The organism is Bartonella sp. AP88XZML (assembly GCF_042195565.1).
Lineage (GTDB): Bacteria > Pseudomonadota > Alphaproteobacteria > Rhizobiales > Rhizobiaceae > Bartonella.
This window is the reverse complement of sequence record NZ_JBHIOQ010000059.1, coordinates 26,212-48,115: the sequence shown is the minus strand read 5'-3', so window position 1 is coordinate 48,115 and position 21,904 is coordinate 26,212. Positions and strand designations below refer to the sequence as shown.

Sequence of the window (21,904 nt, the reverse complement as noted above, 5' to 3'; positions counted from 1 at the left end):
ATGTCCAAACATGAAAAAAATGACCACAGATCCCAAAATGCTCGAATTGCTCGTCTGCCCAATGACGAAAGGCACGCTCTCTTTCAACCGAAAAACACAAGAGCTCATTTCTCTCAAAGCCAAACTTGCCTATCCTATTCGTGATGGCGTTCCCATTATGCTTGCCTCAGAAGCGCGCCCTTTGCAAAACAATGAAGAAATAACGCATAAAAAATAAAAAATCCTCATGCAATTTCCTTCTACAAGCCCACTGTTATCAAACCTCTATATCCATATGGTCTCTCAATATTCACGTATTCTGAGAAAAGGCATTTTACAATAGAGAAATACACTGATTTAAAAGATATTTATATCGCTTTACCCCTTGCAATCAAAGCCCCAAATAGCACAGCTTTTCTCGTTTCAGTCTATTCATTCTGAAGCAATAAAAAACATTCGCTTGCACAACACAAATATCTGAATAAAAATAACTGAAAAAAGGATTCAAACAGCCCTTGTTTTTACCCACACGGCCCACCCGCTTATGATGTACAAGCAAGCGATTTTAATTAATCCAACATGAAAAGATTTGTGATGAGAGGTTTTAAGATATTCCGCTTTGTATTTTTAGTTAAAAAGAATGATTTATCATAACAAATCAATTTGTTGATCTATCGCGAAAGTACAATATAAAAGCACTTACACTAAATCAGGAGGGGAACATAAGTACAACTGGACATTTATGTTTTTATGACATTCCTATAAGCTTTATAGGCTAAAAAATACGCTTTATTTGCTTGGAATAAGCAATTTGAATTTCAATTGACGATTGAAAATAATTTCCTTATGAATGAAACTTGTGTTTTGGTTATATACGCAACGATCAATAGGTCCTAGATGCCCGAAAAACTCAAACACGAAAAATGAACCCGCTTTGCAGACATCTCTGAGTTCCGGAGATTCTTGTTATGTCCAAGTACTTTAAGCACTAAAAGCAAGAGGCTGACTCGGTTTCAGCACTTCCAGCCCCCGGAATGCCAATGCGAGGGCGCTTGCGACCGGTGGGAGTAGCGGTGGGAGTAGTAAGTACAGACTGGATATCCACACTTTAAAGATATTTCTATAAACTCTATAGACTAAAAAATGCACTTTATTTGCTTGCAATAAGCAAATTGAATTTCGATTGACGATTGAAAATAATTCCCTTATGAATGAAACTTGCGTTTTTGGTCGTATACGCGACGATCAATAGGGTCTGGAAGCCCGAAAAACTCAAACTAGAAATAAAACCGCTTTTTGCGGATATCCCGGATTTTCCGGGGGCTCTTGTTATGTCCAAGTGCTCTCAGCACTAAAAGCAAGAGGCTGTTTTGAGTCAGCACTTCCAGACCCCGGATACTAATGCGAGGGCGCTCGCAACCGGAGGGGAAACAAAGTGCAAACTAAAAATCTACATTTTTACGATATTTCTTTAGGCAAAAAAATTCGCTTCAGAAGAAACGTCATGGGGTTTTCTCAAAAACAATTAGGAAGTCATTTAGGCGTAACATTCCAACAAATCCAAAAGTATGAAAAAGGCTTAAATCGCGTAAGTGCAAGACGTTTACAGGAAATTGCTCATATATTAGATGTTCCCGTTTCCTTCTTTTATGTTGATGGCGCAAAAAAAGAAGAGAACCTCTATCATTGTGATGACAGAATAGCAAGCAAAGCAGAATATTTACTTTTAAAAAATTTCAGAATACTGACCCGCAAAAAACAAAGAGCAATTTTGCAGTTGATTTCTGATGAAAAAAATAACCCCTTATTTTCATAAGTTCATTGCAAAGATAATCAAAGTCCTTAATAATCTTGACAAGAATTGTGACTGTCTCCCCACACTTCATGAGAATGAAAATGCTTAATCTAATCTGATTTGTAAATAATCCGAATTCTAACGAGTTTAACTTAGAAATAGTGCATTGATTTATAATGATAATCTAACGTTATTGATATTGAATAAGTGTTTCGAATATCGTAAAATTCTTTCATTTCAAATTTGTTCTATATTGAATCAATCAAAATCTCTTGTTTGCACATTACAAGCAAAGTTGGCGTGTGAGTAAAAATGTACAAAAAGGCATACCTCTTATTGAATCGTCTCACAAACCAAGAGCTGTAACGACATTGGGTGCTAAAAAATGTATGAGGTGCTAACTTGCTCTTTTATTAAACATAAATATGTGAGTGTTCAACGACTTTCCACTCATATGAGTCACTTAAACAAAAGGCTCTCCAAACAAGCCTAAGAATATTCCAACGCACTAAAAAAACACTTAAATATATCGAGAAAAATCAAAGATCTTATACTACCATACTCCAAATAATGATATTTTATAGCATAACAGGATTAAAGTAAAAATAAGAAATATAAAGTAAAAAATAGACACGAAAAAAAATATATATAACTTTCATAGGAATTTATCTATATATGGATACTTAAGTTTATCCTGTTGTGCCATAAATTCTATCATTTAAGATATGAGGATATGAAGCACGCATACCTCCTTGAAACATTCAAATGTTTTTTAGATGCCCAATATCTTTTTAAATATTTTTAGGCCTGCTTGTTGAGCCTTTAGTTTAAGTGAAAAATGGGAAGCCGCTAGAATCTAGCTGTTTACAGACTGTAATAGGAAGCTTCGCTTTTAAAGGTATAGGGAGAAAATTAAATAATTCAACAATTAACAGATAAAGTATAAAAAGATTCCACCAACGCGATACGTAATACCATCCTTAAAAAATTCAAAAGTGAGAAGGTAAACAATTGACAGAAGATAAGAAATTCACTTAATTAAAGTGTTTTCTAAAGAGATAATAGCTTAGCGTAAAATATTCAATTTTTTCAATTCTGAAAGATTAAAAGAGACGTATTATTTGAAATAAAACAATTTATTGTGCTAATGATGATGATTGGTGTGCACAAAATTGAGTTGTTGAAAATCAAAAATATAATTTAATGATGTTCCTTGACCAACTCACTCTCTCCTGAGTATAGCACGGGGAATAAACGTGGAGAGACATGAGGAGTATATAGAAAATGAGTTATAAAGTTGCAATTGTCGGCGCAACCGGAAATGTTGGTCGTGAAATGCTTACAATTTTAGAAGAACGTGGTTTTCCTGCACATGAAATTGTCCCTCTAGCATCACGACGCTCATTAGGACAAGAAGTTTCTTATGGAGATAAAACTTTAAAAGTAAAAGCACTGGATACTTACGATTTTTCTGACACAGATTTTTGTCTTATGTCTGCGGGAGGGAGCATTTCCAAAGAATACGCCCCTAAAATTGCTGCTGCCGGCTGTGTCGTCATCGATAATTCCTCCACGTGGCGCTATGATGCCAATGTTCCGTTGATAGTCCCTGAAGTCAATGGCGAAGCTATAAATGCCTTTTCTAAGCGTAATATTATAGCAAATCCTAATTGTTCAACAATTCAACTGGTCTTAGCTTTAAAACCTCTCCATGATGCTGCAATCATTAAACGTGTTGTTGTCTCTACATATCAGTCTGTTTCTGGAGCTGGTAAAGAAGGAATGGACGAACTTTTCGAACAATCACGCGCAGTTTTTGTTGCAGACCCAATTACATCAAAAAAATTCACTAAACGCATTGCCTTTAATGTCATTCCTCATATTGATGTTTTCATGGAAGATGGTTATACAAAAGAAGAATGGAAAATGACGGTTGAGACGAAGAAAATTCTCGATCCGAAAATTAAATTAACAGCCACTGCTGTTCGGGTCCCTGTCTTTATCGGTCATGCCGAAGCCGTCCATGTTGAATTTGAAAAACCACTAAGCGCATCTGAAGCACAAGCGCTCTTCCGCGATGCACCAGGTTGTCAGCTTATCGATAAACACGAAGATGGTGGTTATACCACACCTTATGAAGGTACCGGAGAAGATGATACCTTTATTAGCCGTGTTCGTGAAGATATCACCGTTGAAAATGGTTTAGCTTTCTGGGTTGTCGCCGATAATTTAAGAAAAGGAGCAGCATTGAATGCCGTTCAAATTGCTGAATTGCTCATTTCTCGTAATTTGATAAAGCCTAAGTCCGCAAATTAACGCCCTGTTCGAAGGACAAAGAGCCCCTAGCCGGTCCTGTCAAAAGTCCGGCTTCTCTTCAGTATAACCTTCCCCAGCTGAAGGTTCATATCACCATCCTAAAGAACTGTAATCCAAGGTATTGTCAAATTTGACTCTGAATATCCTTGAATGCCTCGCCACCTTAAGTTAAGCATTGCCGCCTTAATGACATTTTACGGTACAATAGGATCAGCAGCATAAGCATTGTTTGCTTCATGCTGCTGATCCTTTTTGTCATTCCGGTTATGAAATTAACTTTACCCTTATCGAGCAGGATAGGTCACGACACGGTAACGCGTTTCATTACGTTCAAAATTTTTGTAATTGACATTATCAGGAAAGGAGGGATTATAAGCACTCACGTGCTTTACAGAAACGCCTTGTGCTTTTTGCGACGGATTTAAAATTGTTCGTTCATCCCTTTTTTTAACACCTGTAGAATCGATAATCATATCTGTTCTGTATAGTTTTTGCATATTTTTCCGTGTTTTTTGAATCGCCGGAAGAGCTTTAAAGTCGGAAACAGCCTGTTTTACTTTTTCTTTTGGCGATTTTACCATGGATTTTGATTTTGCTGGCATCTTTTTAAAAGCAATGGTAGGAACATCGTTAACATTGACGTAACGTGCAGATGCCCAACCAACTTTTCCATGATAACCAAGAGAACACCAAGTTTTATTGGATAGGCAGCCATAAATTTGCACTTTTGCTCCCATTGGAACCATTGTGATAACTTTATAAGCTGTCGCAGGGCCTGTGCGTAAAGATACCTGACCTGATGCAACACGAGCAACTGTTCCTGTAATGGTTCCAGCTTCCGCGTGAAAAGCAGTCACAGCCACCCCTGACGCTCCTAAAGCCCATAAAGTCATCATTGTTGATAAAAATTTCTTTCTTAACATTATTTTTCTTCCTCTCTTAAAACGTATGAAGGGCAAAAATTCGCCTTTGCAAAAATTTGCCGCGTTTAAATCCAATGATCAGCAACCTTTATTCCCCCCAAAAAACCCCACAACATTGCAACAAAATCTCTCTTTATCGCCTACACGAACACGGCCTTTTGATCTTGATTGCGCAGTATGTTCTTCATGAATTTACGGCTAAAGCATCATCTGATTGTCTGGTTCTTCAACCAATTGTCCCTTACAAAAGTTTTTAAAGGGGCATTGGTTCCCTCAACAAATGATTGCAATAAAAGAATTAATTATTTGAATTTCAGAGAATTTCTATGAACAAATGATGATCAGCCCCCAAAACAACTAAAATAGAAGGAAAAATAATACTCTTAAAAAAATAAAAGTGATTGAATATTCTCTAAAGCTTGTATAACTTTAAATCTGCCTAAAAAGATACAGAGTATATTGAAACTTCCCTCAAAAAATTTCTCGAAAAAGAAAGTTAAAAGCATATGACATTAAAAAATTTTTCTCGTAGTCGGATTATAGGATTATTCCTCTCTCTCTTTGCACTTTTTTTGTCTACTGCTTTTTCCATGGCCGCAGACAAAACAAAAATCAAACTTGGTATTATGGAAGGGCGGGATGCGATTATTTGGAAAACTGCTGCTGAACAGGCTAAACAAGCCGGTTTAGATATTGAACTCGTTTATTTTTCTGATTACGCTTTGCCTAATGATGCTGTTAACGCAGGAGAGATCGATGCGAATGCTTTTCAGCACGCCCCTTATCTTAATGAACAAATGAAACAACGTGGCTATAAACTTTCAATTGTCGGCTATACATTTATTGCTCCAATCGGTGTTTATTCACACAAAATAAAAGACTTAAAAGATCTTCGTGATGGTGCACATGTTGGTATTCCGAACGACCCATCTAATGGTGGAAGAGCCTTACTTCTTCTCAATTCTTTAGGTCTCATTAAGTTAAAAGATCCTCATAATATTCTTGCATCTCCACTTGATATTATCGAAAATCCTAAAAACCTGCAAATTCGTGAGCTCGATGCTGGTATGTTAGGACGAGCTATTGACGATTTTGACCTTGCAATTATAAACACAAACTGGGCTATTGTTTCCGGATTAAACTTCGAAAAAGATGTAGTCGCATGGGAGAGCGCAAAAAATAATCCTTATGATAATATCATCGTTGTACGCACGAGCGAAAAAGATGAGCCATGGGTTAAAAAATTAGTTGCCGCTTACAACAACGATCTTATCCGTGCAAAAATCAAAGAGATTTTTGGCAATACCGCCCAAACATCTTGGTAATTGTGCCAAATATCCGAGTAATTGTGAATGGAAAAACCTACTCTTATCTCCTTAAAAAACATCAGCCGTTGTTTTAACAAAACGGCTGGTGTTCCGGTAATTAATAATCTCTCTTTAAATATCCATGCTGGTGAAATCCTTGGCATTATTGGGCGCAGTGGAGCAGGAAAATCAACACTTATTCGCTGTTTAAATGGGTTAGAGAAGATTGATGCAGGGTCCATTTTTTTTGAAGGTGTTGATATTTCCAATCTATCAGAGATAGAATGGGCGCCTTACCGTCAACGAATTGGGATGATTTTTCAACATTTCAATCTTCTCTCATCGCAGAATATTCTTGATAACATTGCATTGCCGCTTAAATTAAGTGGTGTAAGTAAAAAACAACGCAACAAACGTGCCCTTGAACTGATTGAATTGGTTGGGTTATCTGGGAAAGAATATTGCTATCCGGCACAATTGTCAGGAGGGCAAAAACAACGCGTTGGCATTGCACGCGCTCTTGCTGCTAATCCTAAAATATTGTTATCAGATGAAGCCACCTCTGCTCTTGACCCTGAAACAACACAATCTATTCTAGAGCTCCTTGCTGATATTAATAAACACCTCAATCTCACGATTGTGCTCATCACCCATGAAATGGAAGTTGTGCGCACCATAGCGCATCGCGTTGTTGTTCTTAATCAGGGAAACATTGTAGAGGAAGGACGTGTGAAAGACATCTTTACATCACCGCAAGACGATACAACCATAGCCATGCTCAAGCTTGTAACCCCGCAACTTCCTGAAAAATTTGCGAAAAATCTCAAACCAATCGGACGAGAAGCTGTCATTGAAATTAATATTGCCGGTGAAATTGCCCAGCAGCCTTTTCTTCATCTTCTAGAAAATGAGAGTGGTTTAAAAGCACGTATTTTGCATGGTGGCATTGATACAGTTCAAGATGAAACCATCGGGCGACTCTTCTTGGCTCTTCCTGGAGAAGATAAAGAAGCTTTAGAAAAAGCTGTTCAATGGTTAACGAAAAAAGGACGATATTGTGAGGTCTTAGGCTATGTTTAATGTTCTGTCTCATGAACTTCCCCAAGCTGTTATTGATACAATATTGATGACACTTAGTGCTTCTGTTATGGCATTTATTATAGGGCTTCCCCTTGGTCTTCTTCTTCACACAACAGCACGCGGAGGGATTTTTTCCTCATCTCTCATCAATCGCCCTTTAAGCATAATCATTGACAGTATTCGTGCCATTCCCTTTATTATTCTTGCATTTTATCTTCTTCCCGTTACGCGTATCGTTGTAGGAAGAGGGATAGGAATGCCTGCTGTAATTTTTATACTGACCATTTCAGCTATCCCTTTTTATGCTCGCATGGCGGAACTCTCTTTTAAAACCGTTGAAAACGGTCTCATTGAAGCGATCCGCTCTATGGGTGCAAGTCGTCTTCAAATTATCAGACATGTTCTTATTCCTGAAGCTCTCCCTAGCCTGATTACAGGTTTTACAGTCATGGTCATTTCTCTTATAGGAGCCACCTCACTTGCTGGATATCTTGGTGGAGGCGGTTTAGGGGATATGGCAATCCGCTATGGCTACCAACGCTACAATACCTTCATCATGACCATCGTCATCATCCTTTTGATCGTGCTCAATATTACAACCCAATGGACTTCTGATAAAATCGTACAAAAACTTGATAAAACAAAACATTAAAAGACTTAGAATTTCACATGCCAATACCATCATCCTCTTTGCCACTTTCCAAGTGCACCAACCCTTGCCTATCGAAAACACTTATAAGAGATTAGAAACTTTTTTCTTAAACAGTTTTTATCTCTCCCCATCCGTTTGTAACATGAAAGAAAATAGTTTTAATGGCTTTAATATAAAAGGGGATAAAATAAGAGATCTCACAGTATGTGAAACTCTCTTTAAATTAAGACATTGGTCACGACCTTTCCCAACCTTAGATAACACATTGAATTTATAATGATAATATGGCGTTATTCATATTGAATGAGAACTCTGAATACCGTAAGATCCTCTCATTCCCAATTTGTTCCATATAGAATCAACCAAAACCTCTTGCTTGCACGTTAAAAGCGGAAAGAGCCGTGTGAGTAAAACTATACAAGAAAGAAAGGCATGCCTCTTATGAATTATCTCAAGCGCCAAGACCTGTCTTAACATTGGCGGCTAGCATATAATATGATGGTGCCGATTTTCTTCTTCACAAGCATAAAGATAGGGGTGCTCAATGGCTTTATCGTTATACTATTCACAGGCGCCATTGCGAAATGGGTGTGACGAGCGTTGAGAGATGTTGCTTTAAAATAAACCCGTGAATTGGCAACGCAAGTATATTCCATTTGAAGCGTTCTGTTTTACGTGATGGGTATGATCCCATTAAAGAACGCTATAAACAAAAGCGTGAAGCAATGCACTATCTTCATTAGGAAACTCCTCTTCAAAACGATCTAGGAAAGATAGCAACCCGCTATGGCTATCAACGCTATGATAGCTCCACCATATCTATCATCCTATAGATTATTCTCAATATCATCATTGAAGAAACTTCTAATAGAATTGTATAAAAATTTTATAAAATAAAGCACTCAAATAATCTAGATATTGGAAGGTTTTTCTTCCACAACAGCAACAATAAGCCATTGAGCTGTAAGAGCTGGTTTTTTTAACTTTTCAATTTCCACCGTAACCCCATAATGGAAAACCACTCGACCAGAAGGACGAATTTCTGCGTCGTCTAACACAAAACGCGCACGTATCCGTACCCCTGTTTTCACAGGACTCATGAAGCGTACTTTATCGAAACCATAATTAATCCCCATTGTGCTCCCTTCTAACTCTGGAAGAGCTTCATAAGCGAGCCTAGACAAAAGCGATAATGTTAAAAAACCATGAGCAATCGTGCCGCCAAAAGGTGTCTTTTTAGCCTTTTCCTCATCAACGTGTATCCATTGATGATCATCTGTAGCACATGCAAACTGATTAATCATATCCTGTGTAACAAGACGCCACTCCGATAATCCCACTTCTTTCCCAATAAAACTGGTGACATCTTGTACTGTTATTTTTTGCTGCATAACGCTATTCCTATTTTATTTGATAAAAGAAACCACCCCTCTTGCTTTTATAAAATCCATTGATTAGAGCATCAAGAATAAAAGATTAATTGTCTTAAAAACAAATGCACCTTATGAATGAGAAAAGTTCTTTAGCAGAATAGTTTTCAAATAGGAAAAAAGAATGGCAAGCAATGTGAACCTAACAGGTTTAGCACATGATTTGAAACAACGTGCAGAAAACCATCCCCCCATCCGTATTGGACTGATTGGTTGTGGTGAAATGGGCACAGATTTATTATCAAGTATTGCGCATATGGATGGTATAACAGTCGCTGCTGTAGCCACGAGGACACCGTCACGTATTTTTGATGCCGCTACACTAGCCTATGGCGAAGATGGACATGTCTGTGAAGTTGAAAATACTTATGCTCTCACCCAAAGCATTGAAAAGGGTTTGATTGCAGCAACAGATGATATTAACCTTGTTTTGCGCCATGAACAAATTGATATTATCGTTGATGCAACAGGCTATCCCGAAGCAGGAGCAGAGATTGGTATCAAAGCGCTTGAGAATAACAAACATCTTGTCATGATGAATGTTGAAGCAGATGTTACAATTGGCGCTTATCTCAAACATGAAGCAGAAAAACGAGGGCTCATTTATACACTTGGTGCCGGCGATGAACCTACTTCTTGTATGGAACTCATAGAATTTGTTTCAGCCCTTGGACATAAGATTGTTGTAGCGGGTAAAGGAAAAAATAATCCTCTGCGCTTTGATGCTACACCTGACGCTTACGAAGAAGAAGCATTCCGGCGTAATATGAATGTGCGCATGTTGGTTGAATTTATTGATGGTTCCAAAACGATGGTTGAAATGGCAGCCATTGCCAATGCCACCGGACTTCTCCCCGATTGCCCAGGAATGCATGGACCACGAGCAGCGCTACAAGATTTAAACAAAGTGCTTATTCCAAAGCAAGATGGGGGCATTTTACAGCAATATGGTGTTGTAGATTATTCAATAGGTCAAGGTGTTTCACCTGGTGTCTTTGTCATTGCCGAAATAGCACACCCACGTTTACGCGAACGTATGGAAGATTTAAAAATTGGCCAGGGACCTTACTTCACCTTTCATCGCCCCTATCATTTAACAGCAATGGAAGTTCCCCTCACCTGCGCACGTATTATGCTTTATGGCAAAAAAGATATGGTCCCTCTTAGCCATCCCGTAGTAGAAGTCTGTGCTGTTGCTAAAAAAGATTTACATCCAGGTGATCAGCTAGACTTTATCGGTCTTTATACTTATCGTGCTTGGATAATGAACATCGCAGAAGCACGCGCTCACCACGCCATTCCTTGTGGCCTTTTAGAAAAAGCAACAGTAACAGCTGCAATTAAAAAAAACGAACTCATTACAGTACATAATACTGCTATTCGTGAAGATCAATGGATTGCACGTCTTCGTGCTAAACAAGACCTTTTACTTCATTGCCCTTCTTCCGCTAAGCTATAAATACTCCTGAATTACCTTACTTAACAGTATCCTTCCCTTAGGCAACAGAATAACCCAGAATACACTTCTATCGCAAATACAGGTTTATGTTTTAATAAAAGCATTTTCCAACGATGCACATCACCACTTCCCTCTCACAATATGTCCCGTAAATGCGACAGTATAAACCACCCTATGAGATGGCATAAGATTCATTGTGTATCACTATCTTTACTCTATGAAGATACAAACCAGCACCATCATTTATTTTCCAATACTACAACAGTCCTTGAACCTTAGAGATGATTCATGAGAAGAATTTTTACTCTTTTTTTTTTAATAATTTTATCCATACACGAACGCAACTTGTTATACGTAAAAAATACTTCTGATGGATTTAACATAAACAAATTTAAAATGATAAATAATAATTTCTCATTTTTCTTATTGCATGAGAGCCATGGATATAGGGATATTCTTTATTTTATCCCCTTATGAAAGATAAAAAAATTTAAAAAGGATAAAATATACCTTTGATGAATAATCTTCATATGAGAAAAGGTAGACAATATTAAAAGACTGATAAAGATAGTAAGTATACTATCCTTATTACTAGAAAATAACCATAAACTGTAAAAAAATCAGGTTACACTAATTTGTAAAAAAAAACATAAATGTAGGATCTTGAACTTTAATAATGTTAATAAAAGCTACATTTAATATTAAGAGTAGTGATTTTATTATCTATTGCAGTATAAATAATTTAAAATATTTATTTTTTTAAATAATGAAGTGAACAAAAAAATCCTCGACTCTGTCGATGAGTTTTCTACTAAAGTGTACTGAATATTCCAAAAAGAGATACAACAGCACCTAATACATCCCCAATACATAAAGAAGCAAGAAGTGATAAAATACCTATCCCCCCCCAAAAGGCTGAACCTGAAAAGGCAGCAGCTTTTTCAGCTTTCCCTAAAGCAATAACATCTTGTTCCTCAACGCCTTGAATAAAAACTCTATCCACAGCTTTAATAGCTATATTTTTTTCTAGTGTAGGAATAGTAATTGCTATTCTATCTTTAACTTTATTTTTTACAAAACTTGCATTTCCCTCTATAGTTTGTACAAAAAAAAGAATAAATAGTGTAAAAGTAAATGAACATACACGATTTTTAAATATTTTAAACATAGCTTTCTTTGCTCCTCTTTTTCTTCACTGAAAAAATGAAAGAATATTCACATATATAAAAACCAAAACTTATATTTAATCATTTATATAATTGCACATAATAAAATATTATATGTAATTTTGTTATTATAACATAACACATTATGTATTATATGTAAAGATAAAAAACAATAAATGATAAAAATAATTTATTCCTTTTACACCATAATAAATCAAGATACTAACAGTAATATTATTTTGTCATTTTTATTGCTATAATTAAAAATAATAAGAATTTGTTAAATTTCTTATTATAAGAAATATTAAGAAACAAATTAATTTAAAAAATTATATAATAGAGCTTTTATAAATAATTTAAAATGTAATTAATTTTAAAGAACTATAAAATTTAAAACTGCCAATATAATGATATATGATTGTCTATTATTTCAATAAATATAAAAATGAAATAGTACTTAATGGATTTTTATTATATCACTCATTATTAATATTGAAAAATAAAATTAGTATCGAATAAAAACTTGATCTAAAACAAATCTATCCTAATAAAACAACTTTAAATAGTGTACTATTTTTCTATAAAACAGTTATAAAATGTAAAAAGAAATTAAGATCTCTATTTTCAAATAGAAAAGACATTAATAAAATGATTCTCAACTTTTACTGATATATAAAGAAAATAGTGCATAGCATCTTCAAAAAGGTAATTTAGCTCCTTTATCTCATACAGCATAAAAAACTCAAAATATTGACTTTCAAACCTAACAAAACAAACGCATAAAATAAATAAATCTATCAGATTTACAAAAATATTATAAGCAACACTAGAGCACCAAAAAACTACCTAAAATTACATAAAAAGAGAGTCATGAAAAATGAGATGATCCCCCAAAATACTGAAAAAACTTTCTTTCTTAATTTTCATAAAAGTTATTCCATATTTTTCGTCAATATTGTAGAGCGCAGCCTTATTTATATTTTGAGTAATTATATTTACTCTGTATTAGTAAAAAATAATTCTCTTTGAAAGAAATTTTTGGCAATATTCACATAACTGTCTGCAATTTGTGCAAAATAAATAATAATAAAGAATTGATTAAATGCTTTAAATAAAAGGAATAGATAAACTTACTAAAAAATTACATATTTCAATAAATAATGAAAATATTTTTCATTATTTGATGTATAAGAATTTAATATGTATGAATATTTACTTATTAAAAATTAGAATATACATCAGAAATAATTACAAAAGATAACTATCTTGAGAAATATTGCCTCATATTACAGAAAAATTGCGTTGGCTTTGCTCAATAAAAGCTTCTCTATTTTTAACAAAGCTCTCATTTTTATGCATCCATATGTGATGTAAAAAGACGCCTATTTGCGTTTCTCTTATAGATAGATTAAATAGTGACAGCACCTTCGATCACTTTGTCTATGTTAACTTCTCTTTTAGGCAATAATTTATGGTATCTAACAGGCCTTTTCTCGCTCTTTTACCTTTGGGCGCACACGAATATCACGGAGAGCACCTTCCTTTCGAAACCGACTGGATTATAGCTGAAGCTTTTGCAAAAGCTCTCACTTTACAAACAAAAGAGCAGTTTCATATCGCACTTTTACCGGTTGAAAAGATTGGCTATTCTATAGAACATATGGATGTTACAGGTACACAAACCCTTACCTTTTCTGATGCGATTAAGCGATGGATAAAGATTGGTGAAAACTGTTATCACAAAGGGATCAACCGTCTTCTTCTTCTCAATGCTCACGGAGGAAATTCACCTTTAATGAGCATTGTTATCACCGAATTACGAAGGCGCCTTTCCATGCTCGCTGTAGCAACAAGCTGGAGCCGTTTTGGTTTACCACAAGGTCTCATGGAGCCATCTCAACAACATCTTGATATCCATGGAGGCTTTATCGAAACCTCTCTCATGCTCTATTTAGCACCAGAAAAAGTCCATATGGAAAAGGCAGAAAATTTTCATAATAAACAAGCGGATATGATTGCCAATTATCGGTATTTACGTGCTTATGGTCCTCATGCCTTTGGTTGGACAATGCGAGATCTGAACACGCAAGGTGCGGCAGGAAATGCAAGCAAAGCAACACCACAAGCCGGTGAAGCAATCTTTTCTCATGTTCTGTCTCAGCTTCGTGATTTACTTGATGATATCAATCGATTTAACATAAACACATGGCAATAAAGAACAATAAAAGGTCTCTCCATGGAAACGATACACCCCAAAAAACTTCCCGTTACGGTTCTCACAGGCTATCTTGGTGCTGGGAAAACCACCCTTCTCAACCGCATTCTCAATGAAAATCATGGCAAACGTTATGCCGTCATTGTCAATGAATTTGGTGAAATTGGTATTGATAATGACCTGATCATTGAATCAGACGAAGAAATTTATGAAATGAATAATGGCTGTGTTTGCTGCACCGTGCGTGGTGATCTCATTCGCATTCTGGAAAGTCTGATGCAACGTTCTCATCGATTTGATGCGATCATTATAGAAACGACAGGGCTTGCTGATCCCGTTCCCGTAGCACAGACCTTTTTCATGGATGATACTATCCATGAAAAAACAGCTCTCGACAGTGTCATAGCAGTCGTTGATGCAAAGCATTTTCCCTCTCAATTAAAAACAAGTCGTGAAGCTGAAGACCAAATTGCTTTCGCGGATATTATTCTTTTAAATAAGATTGATCTTGTCACCCCACAAGAACGCAGCCATGCTGAATCCCTTATTCTGGCCATTAATCCTCGCGCTATACTCTATACAACACAGCGCACCAATATCCCTCTTGAGACACTCCTTAATCGTGGTTTTTTTGATCTCCAACGGACTCTCGATCATGAACCTCATTTTCTCGATCACGAACATGCACACCAACATGCCAACCATGTGTGCGGTCCCGATTGTCATCATGACCATCATCACGCATCCACCATTCATGATATTACCATCACTTCTGTAAGTTTAAAAACAGATGCTCTGCAACCAGAAAAGTTTTTCCCTTGGATCCAGCAGGTTACACAGCAACAAGGGCCTGATATCTTGCGTCTTAAAGGCATTATCGCCTTTCAAGGAGACGATGATCGTTACGTCATTCAAGGGATACATATGCTTCTTGAAGGACAACATCAACGCCCATGGCGTGAAGATGAAAAACGAGAAAGCCGCCTTGTCTTTATAGGACGCTCTCTTGATGCTGAAAAATTAAAAACTGGTTTTGAAAATTGCGCATAAGTGAGTGATAATGCCAAACATTACCCATTATGATCTCAAAAGTTACTGCCTTTCCTGCGGTTTTATAGGCAATAAACCAGCCTTTGTTTCCGTAGAAGGTTTCATTGTTTTTTTTAATCCAACCCCACAAATCGTTGAAGTTCACCAAGGAATAATTTCAAGCCATTTTTCCCATGACAATACCGCGATCATCACCGGTGGAGAAGATGGAAAAGTCTGTCAAACAACCGCAGCAGATCACACGGAATTGTTAAGCCAAAAAGAACGCAAATGGATAAACAACGTTGCTTTTGGTCCACAAAAAGCTTTTGCTTTTTCCTCTTCACGCCTCGCATTTGCGCATATTGGAAAAGAACGACAAGAGCTCACACATGAACGCAGTGTAGAAGGCCTTGCTTTTGCCCCAAAAGGTTTGCGACTTGCCGTTGCCCATTACAATGGAGTGACTCTTCATTGGTTATCAACGCAAATATCTCCCACCACATTGGTATGGAAAGGAGCTCATTGTAGTGTCACCTTTTCACCAGACAACCGCTATGTCATTTCCACCATGCAAGAAAACGCCTTGCATGGCTGGCGTCTCACTGATAATCAGCACCTCCGCATGAGTGGCTATCCAAGCAAAGTCAAAAGCTGGTCTTGGAGCGCAAAAGGAAAATGGCTAGCAACATCAGGTGCCTCTGCCGCAATTGTTTGGCCCTTTCATACAAAAGATGGCCCCATAGGAAAAACACCACTAGAACTAGGCACACGAGCAAATGCACTTGTTAGCACCGTTTCATGCCACCCAAACAAAGAAATTGTAGCAATAGGCTTCAATGATGGAATGATTTTAGCGGCACATTTTCATGATGGAAAAGAAGTCCTTCTAAAAGGTTGTGGGAAAAGCGCTATCTCAGCACTTAACTGGGATCAAGCAGGGCAAAACCTCTCCTTCGGTAGCGAAAATGGTGAATGTGGTATAATCAATATCGCTGATTAAATTACACCGACAAGCGCAATTATCGCCTATAAAAAATGCCCACACAATCCTCCAGAAATCTTATCCCCGTGCATCTCCAGAGCTCTCAGAAATCCTATCTCCCTAATCTCCCTCCCAAAATCTCCTAAAATCTTCGTAATCATTAAATCTTCCCTCTTCCTTTCCTCCCCCCCTTTAGACAAGAAAATACCTTAAACATGTTTTTTGACCTTTTAACATTGCTACCCCCATACAAGAATAAAAACATCACCCTCAAGACCGCCCCCCATCTCCCTATAAACATCTATATAGGCTACATACTTCCACAAAAGCATTTTTCTTAAAAATTTGGCAAAAAATAGCTGATATCATCATTAAAACAACGATTTATTCCTACGATCAGAAGAAGGGAATGCAACACTATTTTCCTAAATAAAAAATTTTTTGATTTCCCCTTCTAAAGGGCAAAGTTTCCTACGAGCAGCCTTCTACACTTCAGTTTCTTGCCTAGAAAATTCCATCTAATAATCATTTCATGGAGCTTCTATTACCGCCCTCTGTTACGGTATCTCCTTCATCTCCGGATTCTGTTCCTTCTCCTTCTGCCCTTGTTAAACCAAAGCCTTCTGGGTCTTTTGCCCCTGTTAATCCTTCGTCTAATCTCTCTATACCGCTTGATGTTCAGTCTAATCTCCAAATTAGAGCGGTTGTTCCACAGGTTCCAACTTATCTTCTTTTGCCAAATGCCTTATTTCATGCTGGTTTAGTGGATATGACCACGCAAAATAAGACGTTAGAGACAATGCGGAATGCTTTTCATTTCTTTGGGAAAGATGATAAAAAGACAGCCTTTTTTCTGCGTGCTTATGGGGGGAGCCATCATTATGCTTCCAATTTATCTGCTTTTGAATATGGCTATGGTGCTGAGCTCGATTATAATGCATTTCAAGCAGGTGTTTTGTTAAACGAGATTGAGAGTTTATATGGTCGTACATTCTTTGAAGTTTTGGGGAACTATGGAAATCTTTCTCTACACCCTCAGGATGTTGAACAAAGCAAAAAAAGCGCATTTAATAAATGGTCTGTTGGGGCTTATGGAAATTTGCAGCATGATAGGGGTTTTTATATGGATGGGGTGGTATCGTATGGTCTTTTTAAGGGTGATGTTTTGACCCTTGCACGGGGTAAGGTTGTGGCGTTAAAGGGTAAACAGTTTAGCGATTCTTTAACGAGTGGTAGAACGTTTGCAACAGGGTATAAAGGTGTTGTTTTTGATCCGCAGATTCAGGTTGTTTATCAGCATCTTCAGTTTAATCAGGCGCGTAATATTGATTTAGGAAAATTTCATGCAATAATTCAGAATGCTCACTCATCATTTTACATATTGAATAAAAACTGAATATTATAAATTTCTTTCATTTCAAACCTGTTTATATTTAATCAATTAACCCCTTGTCCATCACAAACGAAGCTGGCATGCAAAGAAGGACTTTTGAAAAAAGGTGAATTGCTTCTTATGAACATTCTCGAGTGCTAAAATCTGCGCAAATATTGAATGCTGAAAAAAGAATGATGATATCCGCGCATGACCGCAATAAAAATAATATCCTGTATCTTATCGAAATTTCTCTGCCACCTATCATTTACAAAACAACAACCGTAACAACACGATAAAGCATACTTTACTTTTATTATAATTTGACCTCAAACTCCCTCTGTTTGTTCTAAAAATAAATATTTATCCAAAATTCTTAAGTAAAAATCCTAAAAAAGGAAACAAATAATATGCGTATTAAATGATATAAACGTGAATAAAGTTCTAAAACAAAATTCAAAACAATGCATAAAACTCATAAAGACTAAACTTATGATCTATAAAAATTAATACAGAAACGGACAAAAACAATCATCAATATCGCATTTTTTGAAAGATTATGCCACAAGCATTCAGCGTTTAAACTTCTCATATTCACAATGAAATCTGTCCTCATATCTTGACATCAAAAATTTTAGAAAAATTTCTCATCGCATAAAAGAAAGCATCTATTGTAATCTTTTATATCAAAAAAATAACCATATTGATGAGGCAAAATAAATTTCAATACATTAAAAGGCAGAAAATCTTCTGCCTTTTAACTAAAAATACATATTGCACCTCTTCAAAAAAGGTGGCGCAATCCAGCAGAGAAACTCGTTCCAGAAAAACCAATTTTCTTAAATCTATGCTGATAAGTGACATCTCCACGAAGAGAAAGTTTTGATGAGAGACGGGCATTAAACCCAACCCCTGCTTCCAAAGAAGAACCAAAGGAACCTAACTGAAAATCGTTTTTAAAAGAAACGAATTGCTTATCTTCAAAACTATGCAAATAAGAAAGCTTACTATAAAAAGAAACTTCACGTCCCTCTTCAGAAGCATTAAGCGTCTTGCTTAAACGCCCACCAACACGCCCCACCCATTGATGAAATTTTCCTAAATCCACCTCAAGGTTATCAATATCACGCGCCTGATTAAACTGAAGATGCTGATAAACAACCTGAATCTGCGGATCAAAAACAACACCTTTATACCCTGTTGCAAACGTTCTACCACTCGTTAAAGAACCGCTAAACTGTTTACCCTTTAACGCCACAACCTTACCCCGTGCAAGGGTCAAAACATCACCCTTAAAAAGACCATACGATACCACCCCATCTATATAAAAACCGGTATCATGCTGCAAATTTCCATAAGCCCCAACAGACCATTTATTAAATGCGCTTTTTTTGCTTTGTTCAACATCCTGAGGGTGTAGAGAAAGGTTTCCATAGTTTCCCAAAACTCCAAAGAATGTACGACCATATAAACTCTCAATCTCGTTTAACAAAACACCTGCTTGAAATGCATTATAATCGAGCTCAGCACCATAGCCATATTCAAAAGCAGATAAATTGGAAGCATAATGATGGCTCCCCCCATAAGCACGCAGAAAAAAGGCTGTCTTTTTATCATCTTTCCCAAAGAAATGAAAAGCATTCCGCATTGTCTCTAACGACTTATTTTGCGTGGTCATATCCACTAAACCAGCATGAAATAAGGCATTTGGCAAAAGAAGATAAGTTGGAACCTGTGGAACAACCGCTCTAATTTGGAGATTAGACTGAACATCAAGCGGTATAGAGAGATTAGATGAAGGATCTAAAGGATCAGAGGACTCAGAAGGCTTTGGTTCGACAGGGACAGAAGGAGGAGAAACAGTATCCAGAGATGAAGTGTCCTCCGGAGCAGAGGGCTCAGATGGCAGAACATCATTAGTAGAATCTTCAACTGGAACAAACGGTACAGGCATAGGTTGCACAGCAGAAGGAGCCTCTGGAACTGTTGGTACAGAAGGAAGCTCAGGCGGAGCTGATGCAGAAGGAGTAAGCGTCGAATCCGTAGGGATTAATGTTTCAGACGGTTTAGAACCTTCAGGCAAAGAAGGTGTAGATGGTATAAGTGGAGGCTCAACAGAAGGGGGTTGTTCAGGTGAAATAGTCTCTGTTGGTCGTTTAGAAGGAACCGTCTCTTCTTCAGATTGAGGAGGTAAAACTGTAGACGTTGGCTTAGAAGCAGTTTCAGAAGAATCTAATTCAGGACCAATGTAAACACTTTCGAGACGAAAATCCCAAAAATCCCCTTCTCCAGCAACCAATCTATTCTTTGGGTCTGCATTTCCAGAAGAAGAGCTTGGACCATAGCCACGAAGTTTATACTGATAAGGAAATCCATTAACCGTAGTATAACTATTGTTTAACTTAAAAGAACTTTCCTCTGCCGTCCCAGCAACTTGAATAAGTGAAATACTTTGACTCCTTTTATTGCCTGCTTCTTTATCTGAAGTTTTTAAAAGTTCTTCTATCCCAATAAGCGTGGTTCCCAAGACATTCCCATAGATCAAAATACGATCCGTTTGTTCAGAATCAAATGAACCATCATTATTGAGAAACGTGCTCATCTTAATCTGAACATTACCATCTGCACCATATATGTACTCCTCCTCATCTAACTTGTTTACACCACTTTTTTTTCCAATGTACAGCGTTTGATAACCAGTAGATTGATAGTGATCAAAAACAATTGTACTATCCTCAAGATCCACACCTGAAAGCGATGAAACCGTAGCATCTGGTTCCTGCGGATTTTGATATTTGCTTTTGGTAAGATACCATTGAGAACCATTCTTTAAATGTAAATAAATATCAGAGGCATCCTTGGTACGAGAACCTCCTGTAAGTGTAGAGGAATTTGCTTCAACGAGAAGATAAGAATTATTTTCAGCTTTTAAAAACAAATCGCTGGAGATTTTTGTCTTTTCTAACCTAACCTTAGCTCGAGCTCCATAAACACGATCTCCAGCACTATATCCGGCACTATAAATGGCAATACCATCCGGAACCGCAAAATTTGTCTCTGACAAATGAACAGATGCTGTTCCTATAGTAATTCCTCGCGCGCTCGAAAGCGCTGAAGACGACATATTATACCTTACCAAATCAACCCATACATCTGGACTTAACCCATAAAAATACAGACCATATGCTCCTTTCCCCTGAACAGAAATTTTTGTCTTTTTAACCTTAATATTTGTCTTTTGAAACTCATACAAATGATTAAATTTATTAATTAATTTACCATTATCATCTGTATAACCTGTAAGATTTTTAATCAAAAAGCCATGCATGCCTGTAAGTTCTACAGAACCACCACTCAATTGAACATCACTACCTTGAGATACCTCAAAAGCTCCCAGTAATTTATCAACATTTTTCTCATCTACTATAACAGTCTCTTGTTTCCCTCTTCCCTTAATGACAGTATTATCAAAAGTATATTGTCCCCCAAACTGTGCTGAAAACCCACCAATCTCATTAAAAGTTACGGTACTGCCTGACATCCTAATCTTTGAACTAAAACTACTAACCAGCCCCATTTCTTGGGTACTATTTAATTCTTGTGTACTATTGAATTCATTTGGTTTAAGCTCAATATTTACACGCACTAAAGCAATATCCGTTCCTATTCCAAATGCATACATAACGCGAGAAGTCCCTGTAATCGCCCCATCTGTCATGCTAATAACTGAATTTTGCGCATGAAGCGCAAGTACATCCTTAAAATTTGCATTTTTTAAATTAAGACGCGCATTACGTTTTAGATATGCACCATATACAGTTCCTTGACGCGAATTATCGCCCGTAACAGTTATCTGAGATGCATCAACAACTGTACCTTGTTCTTCTATATATAAAGCAGCAATAGGAGCAGAATCAGAAGGAACTCTCGAAAAATTTTTTAAATGATAAGTTTTATTTTCAATTGTATGTTTTTTACCATCATTGCATTTATAAAACTGAGCGTTTGGATCACAGAGAGTTTCAAAATTATTAAAATCTGCATTCACACTCACGATTGGCAAAAAAGAAACAATAGCCGTTGTAATAAATAAAAATCTATAACCCCTTAATACATTAACCATAATTCTATTCCCAATTTTTCCTTCTCCCCCTGTTAGTTAAAAATAAAAAAATATTCCCCATAACATTAAGTTA

The 21,904-nt window shown here is 36.7% G+C and carries 14 protein-coding genes and 2 pseudogenes; 12 read left to right on the top strand and 4 right to left on the bottom strand.

The window, feature by feature from the left end; all coding sequences use genetic code 11:
• Positions 1-10 precede the first annotated feature (10 nt).
• The 3 genes from ACFIK2_RS07250 to ACFIK2_RS07240 all read left to right on the top strand — a co-directional run bounded on the left by ACFIK2_RS07250 (position 11) and on the right by ACFIK2_RS07240 (position 4,090).
• Positions 11-217, top strand: a complete 207-nt coding sequence (locus ACFIK2_RS07250) for a Trm112 family protein (protein ID WP_273791466.1) — start codon at positions 11-13, stop codon at positions 215-217.
• A gap of 1,197 nt (positions 218-1,414) precedes the next feature.
• On the top strand, positions 1,415-1,795 hold the full coding sequence (locus ACFIK2_RS07245) for a helix-turn-helix domain-containing protein (protein ID WP_375633820.1): 381 nt from the start codon (positions 1,415-1,417) through the stop codon (positions 1,793-1,795).
• Between the two features lie 1,263 nt (positions 1,796-3,058).
• Positions 3,059-4,090 carry an aspartate-semialdehyde dehydrogenase gene (locus ACFIK2_RS07240; RefSeq protein ID WP_375618537.1) on the top strand — a complete coding sequence of 344 codons (1,032 nt, stop codon included), beginning with the start codon at positions 3,059-3,061 and terminating at the stop codon, positions 4,088-4,090.
• A gap of 284 nt (positions 4,091-4,374) precedes the next feature.
• Here the strand turns inward: ACFIK2_RS07240 and ACFIK2_RS07235 are convergent, their stop codons facing one another.
• Complete coding sequence (locus tag ACFIK2_RS07235) at positions 4,375-5,013, bottom strand: SH3 domain-containing protein (protein WP_375633821.1); 639 nt, start codon at positions 5,011-5,013, stop codon at positions 4,375-4,377.
• Positions 5,014-5,519: 506 nt separating this feature from the next.
• On the opposite strand from ACFIK2_RS07235, the gene ACFIK2_RS07230 reads away from it, so the two are divergent.
• The 4 genes and pseudogenes from ACFIK2_RS07230 to ACFIK2_RS07215 form a co-directional block, all read left to right on the top strand.
• On the top strand, positions 5,520-6,338 hold the full coding sequence (locus ACFIK2_RS07230; RefSeq protein WP_375618539.1) for a MetQ/NlpA family ABC transporter substrate-binding protein: 819 nt from the start codon (positions 5,520-5,522) through the stop codon (positions 6,336-6,338).
• A gap of 27 nt (positions 6,339-6,365) precedes the next feature.
• Positions 6,366-7,400, top strand: coding sequence for a methionine ABC transporter ATP-binding protein (locus ACFIK2_RS07225; protein WP_375677086.1), 1,035 nt, complete (start codon positions 6,366-6,368; stop codon positions 7,398-7,400).
• The gene (locus ACFIK2_RS07220; protein ID WP_375643374.1) at positions 7,393-8,052 is read left to right on the top strand and encodes a methionine ABC transporter permease; all 660 of its coding nucleotides are present in this window, start codon (positions 7,393-7,395) and stop codon (positions 8,050-8,052) included. The genes ACFIK2_RS07225 and ACFIK2_RS07220 overlap by 8 nt, the downstream gene beginning before the upstream one ends.
• Before the next feature lie 441 nt (positions 8,053-8,493).
• A pseudogene (locus ACFIK2_RS07215) lies at positions 8,494-8,792 on the top strand (integrase); the annotation flags it as partial.
• 171 nt (positions 8,793-8,963) lie between these two features.
• On the opposite strand, the gene ACFIK2_RS07210 reads toward ACFIK2_RS07215, so the two are convergent.
• Positions 8,964-9,443 (bottom strand): MaoC family dehydratase, encoded by a 480-nt coding sequence (locus ACFIK2_RS07210; RefSeq protein WP_375621600.1) that lies wholly within the window; start codon positions 9,441-9,443, stop codon positions 8,964-8,966.
• A gap of 163 nt (positions 9,444-9,606) precedes the next feature.
• Here ACFIK2_RS07210 and ACFIK2_RS07205 point away from each other — a divergent pair, with 163 nt between their 5' ends.
• Positions 9,607-10,941: an NAD(P)H-dependent oxidoreductase gene (locus ACFIK2_RS07205; protein WP_375621599.1), complete on the top strand. Its 1,335-nt coding sequence runs from the start codon at positions 9,607-9,609 to the stop codon at positions 10,939-10,941.
• Between the two features lie 811 nt (positions 10,942-11,752).
• Here ACFIK2_RS07205 and ACFIK2_RS07200 read toward each other — a convergent pair.
• Positions 11,753-12,109 (bottom strand): hypothetical protein, encoded by a 357-nt coding sequence (locus ACFIK2_RS07200; protein ID WP_375677085.1) that lies wholly within the window; start codon positions 12,107-12,109, stop codon positions 11,753-11,755.
• A 1,469-nt stretch (positions 12,110-13,578) separates the two neighbouring features.
• Between ACFIK2_RS07200 and ACFIK2_RS07195 the strand changes: the two genes are divergently transcribed.
• The 4 genes and pseudogenes from ACFIK2_RS07195 to ACFIK2_RS07180 all read left to right on the top strand — a co-directional run.
• On the top strand, positions 13,579-14,322 hold the full coding sequence (locus ACFIK2_RS07195) for a creatininase family protein (protein WP_375633823.1): 744 nt from the start codon (positions 13,579-13,581) through the stop codon (positions 14,320-14,322).
• Positions 14,323-14,343: 21 nt separating this feature from the next.
• On the top strand, positions 14,344-15,372 hold the full coding sequence (locus ACFIK2_RS07190) for a CobW family GTP-binding protein (protein ID WP_375633824.1): 1,029 nt from the start codon (positions 14,344-14,346) through the stop codon (positions 15,370-15,372).
• 10 nt (positions 15,373-15,382) lie between these two features.
• Entirely contained in the window at positions 15,383-16,354 is a 972-nt protein-coding gene (locus tag ACFIK2_RS07185) for a WD40 repeat domain-containing protein (protein WP_375633825.1), read from the top strand.
• Positions 16,355-16,886: 532 nt separating this feature from the next.
• A pseudogene (locus tag ACFIK2_RS07180) lies at positions 16,887-17,681 on the top strand (autotransporter outer membrane beta-barrel domain-containing protein); the annotation flags it as partial.
• Positions 17,682-18,492: 811 nt separating this feature from the next.
• On the opposite strand, the gene ACFIK2_RS07175 reads toward ACFIK2_RS07180, so the two are convergent.
• Positions 18,493-21,831, bottom strand: a complete 3,339-nt coding sequence (locus ACFIK2_RS07175; RefSeq protein ID WP_375677084.1) for an autotransporter outer membrane beta-barrel domain-containing protein — start codon at positions 21,829-21,831, stop codon at positions 18,493-18,495.
• Positions 21,832-21,904 lie beyond the last annotated feature (73 nt).